This window comes from Lentzea sp. NPDC006480, from assembly GCF_040611995.1.
Taxonomy (GTDB): Bacteria; Actinomycetota; Actinomycetes; order Mycobacteriales; family Pseudonocardiaceae; genus Lentzea.
This window is the reverse complement of the sequence record NZ_JBEXPJ010000102.1, coordinates 25,246-31,245: the sequence shown is the minus strand read 5'-3', so window position 1 is coordinate 31,245 and position 6,000 is coordinate 25,246. Positions and strand designations below refer to the sequence as shown.

Here is a 6,000-nt window from a genome sequence, read left to right as displayed (position 1 = left end):
CGGCCCTCACACCTCGCGGGGTGCGCGCCCCTTCGGCCATCCGGATGATCATTAAGTCGATCGTGTCGCGAACCAGCACTTCATCGGTGATGATCTGAACGGTGACGCTTGCTGCCTTGACCCGCGAACAAGTACTTGCCGCGATTGCAGAGTTCAACGAACTCGGTCGGTCAGCCTTCCTCAGGAAGTACGAGTTCAGCAAGGCGAAGTCGTACTTCATCCAGCACGACGGGCAGCTCTACGACTCCAAAGCGATCGTCGGTGCGGCCCTCGGACTCCTGCCTCGCGACTTCTCCGGGGGAGACAAGACCGTCGCTCACCGGCTCGAGCAGCCAGATCTCGGCTTCACCGTGCGGTTCTTCCCCGTTCTTGACTGGACGAGGGAGGAGATCGTCCTCGCTTGCGCTGTCCTGGAAGCAAACGGTTGGCGGCAGCCCACTCGTCACGAGCAGGACTGGCGCGTGATTGAACTTTCCGAGTTGCTGCAAACGCCTCTGTTCCACCCGCTGGACCAGCACGGTCCTGACTTCCGGAGCCCGGCGAGCGTCGGACGCAAAACGGCTGACATCGCCACTGTCCACCCCGACTACCGGGGTGTTCCGACCCGCGGTGGCCGGCTCACACCCGAGGTGATGCGCGACTTCCTCGACCGGCCGGAGGAGATGCTCGCTGAGGCCGCCCGGCTGCGGTCGAAGATCCTCGGATATCAGCCGAGCCAGAACCTGTCGGCCGAGACTGCGGATCCGGACAGCGTCAAGGTGGTGGACGTGCCCCTTGAGGCGCACCGGGCGGGGAGCTTCCAGACCACGGGGCAGACCGACGAACGGACCGCGATCCGGCGCGAAGCCGAGATGGTGCAGCGGTACACGGACTGGAAGCACAGCGAGGGGTTCGAGGTCGGCGGCAAGCTGATCATCTTGCCCGGAGGTGGCCGCCTTCGCGTAGACCTCTTCGACCTCGGCCGCGGTGAGCTTATCGAGGCCAAGGGGTCGTCAGCACGTGACTACGTGAGGACGGCACTCGGGCAGGTACTCGACTACGCCCGGTACATCGACCACAGCTTTCGTTCGGTGCTGCTCCCGAAACATCCAGGAGAAGACATGGTCGAACTGTTGCTGAGCTGCCACGTCGGCTGCATCTACGAGACGGCCAAGGGAAAGTTCGAACGGATCGACCTGCCGACTGGCACGTGATCCATCACGGCTGCGCCTACTGATCTGCGCTGGACCGTTATGCCCCATGCGCTCACATTGAAGCCGCGGCAACTTCTTTAGGACTTCCCCGGCGACCACCTTCGTCGTAACCGCGAACGACCTTCGCGGCTCGCGGCGACCAGGCCGTCCGAGATGGACTAGGTGCCACAACTGAGGGGGTTGTGGTGAAACGACGTTGGCTGGTGCCGCTCGTAGCGGCAGGACTCATCGCGGGCACGACCGCGGCGAACGCGGACGATTCCGTTGTGCGGACCGGATATGGGGCCGTGCGAGGGGAAATCAACGGACACACAAGGGTGTTCGAGGGCATTCCGTACGCGGCGCCGCCCGAGCGGTGGCGCGACCCAAAAGCGCCGCGGAAGTGGGACGGCGTGCGGGATGCGACGAAGCCGGGGCCCGCGTGTGCACAGCTGCCGGGGGAGTTGCCGAAGGGCAGCCTCAGCGAGGACTGCCTGTACCTCAACGTGACGACGCCGGCCAAAGCCAGGAACAAGCCCGTTGTCGTGTGGGTGCACGGTGGCGGCTTCTACATGGGGGCCGGGAGCAACTACGACGCGCGGCGGTTCGCGGAGCAGGGCGATGTGGTCGTCGTGACGGTCAACTACCGGCTGGGGATCTTCGGGTTCTTCGGCATGCCCGGGCTGGAGGGCTCGGGCACGTTCGGGTTGAAGGACCAGCAGGCCGCGCTCAGGTGGGTGCGGAACAACATCCAGAACTTCGGCGGGGATCCGCGCAACGTCACGCTGGCCGGGCAGTCGGCCGGGGCGATGAGCGTGTGCGCGCAGCTCACTTCGCCCGCCGCGGCCGGGTTGTTCGACCGGGCCGTCATGCAGAGCGGGTCGTGCCGGAGCGGGTGGCTCGACAACTTCGAGTACCGCGGTGAGGTGGCGGCGACGATCTTCCAGCCCGTCGACGCCCTGGAGGAGCACGGGAAGGACATCGCCCAAGTGCTCGGGTGTGCGGATGTGGCCTGCCTGCGCGGGAAGACCGCGGAGGAGTTGCTGCCGCAGCACTGGGCGTTCATCCAACCTGCTTACGGCACACCGCTGCTGCCTCGGTATCCGGGAGATGCCGTCGAGCAGGGCAGGTTCCACCGGGTGCCGGTGCTGAGCGGGACGACGAAGAACGAGGCGACGCCGTGGGCCGCCGCTTACGACGACAAAGCGCCCATGCGTCCTGAGACCTTCGAAGCCGTGCTCAAGGAGACGTTCAAGGAGCGCGCCGAAGAGGTCAAAGCTGTTTACTCCCCGGAGAAGTACGGATCGGCGGCGCTGGCGTGGGCCGCGATCGTGACCGACCGGATGTGGTCGTGCACCCAGTACGAGACCGCGCGCGGGCTGGCGACCAGGACGAACGTGTACGAGTACGAGTTCGCTGACCCGAATCCGCCCAGGCTGTCGCCGATTCCGCCGCAGATGCCGTTGGGAGCACAGCACGCGTCGGACCTGTGGTCGTTCTTCGACCTCGGGCGCGCGCCGAAGTTCACCGAGGCGCAGCAGCGGTTGTCGGACCAGATGATCCACGACTGGGCCAGGTTCGCCCGCACCGGAATTCCGGGGTGGCCGCGGTTCACCGGAAACCACGACCATGTTCAGTCATTCGCGCCGGACGACGTGCGTCCGGTCGATCTGGCAGAAGAACACCGTTGTGACTTCTGGAGGGCATGACAGAAATGGCACGACGAGTCCTGGTTGTCGCCGCCACCACAATTCTGACGATCACTCTGGTTCAGCCGGCCGCGAGCGCCGGACCGGTGGGCAGCGGGTGGAGCGAGTACAACCCCGCCTGGAACCTGCAGATCCAGAGCAGCGGCGAGATCAAGAGCTACCCGAGCAGCACGAACAGCGCGACCGGACCCGGCGGGTCGTACCGCAGGGAAGGCGGCGTGCAGACGTTCCGGCTCTTCAACAAGGGATCCAACCGGGTCGAGGCCAGGATCCAGGACAACTACCGCACCGGGCAGCGGCAGTTCGAGGGGGAGCTCAAGGTCACCGCGGGCACCGAGGACGAGAGCGCCATGCAGATCTTCGGCAACGACGGCGACGGCGCCACCACGTTGATGATCAGGTCCTACACCAAGAACGGCGGCACCCTGCGCGGCGGCGGCAAGGACCTGGTCAGCGGCATCAACGGCAAGTGGGTGCGGATCAACGTCACGCACAACGCCACGTCCACCGGCGGCAGCTACTCGATCTACATCAACGGCAAGCTCGTGCACACCAACAACGGGCCCAAGGGCGATCACTACTTCAAGTACGGCGTCTACGGCACGTTGCAGGCGTCTAGCGCTGAACACCAGTGGCGCAACGTGCACTTCTACAAGAAATGATCAGGGGCGGAGGTCGTGGACGATCAGTGACGCGGCCAGCAGCCTGATGTCCGCGGGGTCGGCCGGGTTGTAACCGGTCAGCTCGGTGACGCGGCGCAGCCGGTAGTTCAGCGTGTTGCGGTGCAGGTGCAGGCTTTCGGCCGTGCGGTGGCGGTTGTGCTCGCTGTTGAGGAACACCCGCAACGTGTGCAGCAGGTCGGGGTGTTCGGCCAGCCGGTCCATCACGCGGGCCAGGCGCTTGCGGCCGGGTCCTGGGCGGCAGAGCTGGTACTCCAGCAGCACGTCGTCCAGGACGTACGCGCCGGGCGGGCGTCCGAGGCGCTGCACCAGTTCCGCGATGTCGGCGGCCTGGCGCGCGGCGGTGGGGACGTCCTCCCGGCTCTCCGCCGCCGCGATGCCGCCCACCAGGCCGATTCCAGCCGCCGTGTGCAGTTTCCGGACCAGATCGGCGGCATCGGCGAGCTCGGCTTCGAGGCCCTCGGCGGAGGTCGGCAGCAGCACGGTGCCGCCGTCGTGGTCCAGTGCGGAGAGGGCGTGCTTCGGCAGTTCGGCACGCAGCCGGCGCGCCGGCGAGCTCTGGGGTGCGGCCTCGACGCGCACGGCCACGACGACGTAGTGGCTGGACAGTTCGAGGCCGATCCGCTCGGCCAGCGGTTCGGCTTCGCGGCCGGTCAGCAACGCGGCGACCAACGCGCGGGCGGCCTCGCGGCGTTCGGCGTGCAGGGCCTGCTGCTCGGTCAGGTAGGACGCGGCGACGGCGGGCACGGCGGCGCTCAGGAACTGCAGCAACGCCGGCACGGTCGCCAGCAGGTCGCCGATCTCGTCCTCCTCGGCGACACCGGCCATCGACAACCACCCGACGTGCGCGGCGACGTGATAGGTGCTCAGCACGACGTCGAGCGGCACGCCCTGCTGGGCCCGGCGCACGGCCGTCGCGATCTGGTCGGCCATCTCCTCCGGCGCGGGAGGGCGTTGCTCGCGCAGGGCACGCAGGAAGACCTGCAGGTTGCGCGACACCGCCTCGGTGATCTCGCGGTCCACGAGCTGGTGCGGGAGCTGCCGGTACGCCGCCGATCTGGCGAAGAACGCCTCCAGCACCTTCTCGGCGATGCTGGGAATCTGCGTCGCGGCCCGCTCGTACAGCGGGGCCTTCGGATCCGGTGCCGGGATGTCGACCACCCGGCAGAGGCTCGCGCATGCGGCCGCCCCGGGCCATCGCCCGATTCGGTCTACTTTCCTCGGCACTGTGCACGAACGGACGCCCGGAACCTTGTGCAGCTGACCCAAACGTTTGACCTGTTCGAGTGATGGACGGTGGGGCGGACTTCTGCGCGACACCAGAATGGGCAGTTCCAACCGGCATGGGCAGGGTGACTTGGCACAGACGGTGAGCAGTGTCCAAGAGTGCATGAAGCTGTTGCTGCGACGAGGATTCCAGCGGACTGTCGTGCACGACGCGGTGGCGCGCGTGAACGCCGTGATGTTCCGGCGGCTGTGGAGAGGCACGAACGAGACGGTGCTCGCGTACTCCGAGTCGGAGGCGCTGGCCTACCGCGTGCGCGAAGGTGACGTGGACCTGGCGGACCCGTTCGTCGTCGACCCGGACGTCTCGTTGTGGCAGCGCGGGGGCGAGTTCCTCGACGTGGCCGGTGAGCTGCTCGAACTGCCACCGGCGCCGGGGCATTCGGCGTTCGAGGCGAGCTGACTACCTGCGCCGCACCACCTCGTTGATCCAGACGGGGGCGAACGGCGAGGTGCAGCCCGGCGGCGTCGGGTAGTCCTTGAGGACTTCGAGCCGTTCGCCGATCTCGATGGCACGGGCCCGCAGTGACGGGTGCTCGATGCCGATCTGCGCGAGGCAGTGGTTCATCGCCCACTGCAGCCGCTCCGGCGCGCCCTTCAGCTCGGCCTCGATGGTGTCGAGCAGTCCGTCGAGATCGAGGCCGTCGGGTTTTTTGGCGACACGTTCGGTGGTGAGGGCCCAGCCCGCGCTCGCGACGACGGGATCCGGGTCGGCGAACCACGTCGTGCGCAGGTCTTCGGTGTGCGGGCTCTTCTTCACCACGTAGTTCACGAGCCAGTCGTGGACCTTGGGGCGGTGTGCCTCGCGGAGCATCCGGTCGAGCTCGTCGCGGGTGAACGCCTTGGGCCGGCAGATCAGCAGCGCCAGCAGCCGGGCCGCGGTGTCGCCGGTCGCCCACAGCTCGACGGCGAGGTCCTGCTGGGTCCTGAGGCGTTTCGCGATGGCGCGGAGCTTGCCCAGGTTCACGCCGTGGTCGTCGCCGTGCTTCTCGTTGATCACGCGCGCCTTGGGATCTTCCAGCGCGGCGAGCTCGGCCATCAGCCCGGTCACCGTGTCCGCCACCTCGGACCTCCTGTCTCCAGAGGCGAACAGCCTAAGCGGCTTCTACGAGGAACTGCTGACTTGACCTCCGGGCGGAGTGGCACCGGCCGAAT

General features: G+C 67.3%; 6 protein-coding genes. 4 read left to right on the top strand and 2 right to left on the bottom strand.

The features are described 5' to 3' along the window. Positions 1–101: 101 nt before the first annotated feature. The 3 genes from ABZX92_RS31095 to ABZX92_RS31085 all read left to right on the top strand — a co-directional run bounded on the left by ABZX92_RS31095 (position 102) and on the right by ABZX92_RS31085 (position 3,543). Positions 102–1,193: a hypothetical protein gene (locus ABZX92_RS31095; RefSeq protein WP_355567108.1), complete on the top strand. Its 1,092-nt coding sequence runs from the start codon at positions 102–104 to the stop codon at positions 1,191–1,193. 185 nt (positions 1,194–1,378) lie between these two features. Continuing rightward, positions 1,379–2,881: a carboxylesterase family protein gene (locus ABZX92_RS31090; RefSeq protein ID WP_355567105.1), complete on the top strand. Its 1,503-nt coding sequence runs from the start codon at positions 1,379–1,381 to the stop codon at positions 2,879–2,881. 5 nt (positions 2,882–2,886) lie between these two features. After that, complete coding sequence (locus ABZX92_RS31085) at positions 2,887–3,543, top strand: hypothetical protein (protein ID WP_355567103.1); 657 nt, start codon at positions 2,887–2,889, stop codon at positions 3,541–3,543. On the opposite strand, the gene ABZX92_RS31080 is transcribed toward ABZX92_RS31085, so the two are convergent. Then, positions 3,544–4,722: a helix-turn-helix domain-containing protein gene (locus ABZX92_RS31080; RefSeq protein ID WP_355567100.1), complete on the bottom strand. Its 1,179-nt coding sequence runs from the start codon at positions 4,720–4,722 to the stop codon at positions 3,544–3,546. 208 nt (positions 4,723–4,930) lie between these two features. Here ABZX92_RS31080 and ABZX92_RS31075 point away from each other — a divergent pair, with 208 nt between their 5' ends. Next, positions 4,931–5,248 carry a hypothetical protein gene (locus ABZX92_RS31075; protein ID WP_355567097.1) on the top strand — a complete coding sequence of 106 codons (318 nt, stop codon included), beginning with the start codon at positions 4,931–4,933 and terminating at the stop codon, positions 5,246–5,248. On the opposite strand, the gene ABZX92_RS31070 is transcribed toward ABZX92_RS31075, so the two are convergent. After that, positions 5,249–5,884 (bottom strand): DNA alkylation repair protein, encoded by a 636-nt coding sequence (locus tag ABZX92_RS31070; protein ID WP_355567114.1) that lies wholly within the window; start codon positions 5,882–5,884, stop codon positions 5,249–5,251. Positions 5,885–6,000: the final 116 nt, after the last annotated feature.

Bases quoted from the DNA above. Each gene is read 5' to 3' on its own strand.
- ABZX92_RS31085 (WP_355567103.1), top strand. From the start codon at position 2,887: ATGGCACGACGAGTCCTGGTTGTCGCCGCCACCACAATTCTGACGATC.
- ABZX92_RS31070 (WP_355567114.1), bottom strand. From the start codon at position 5,884: ATGGCCGAGCTCGCCGCGCTGGAAGATCCCAAGGCGCGCGTGATCAAC.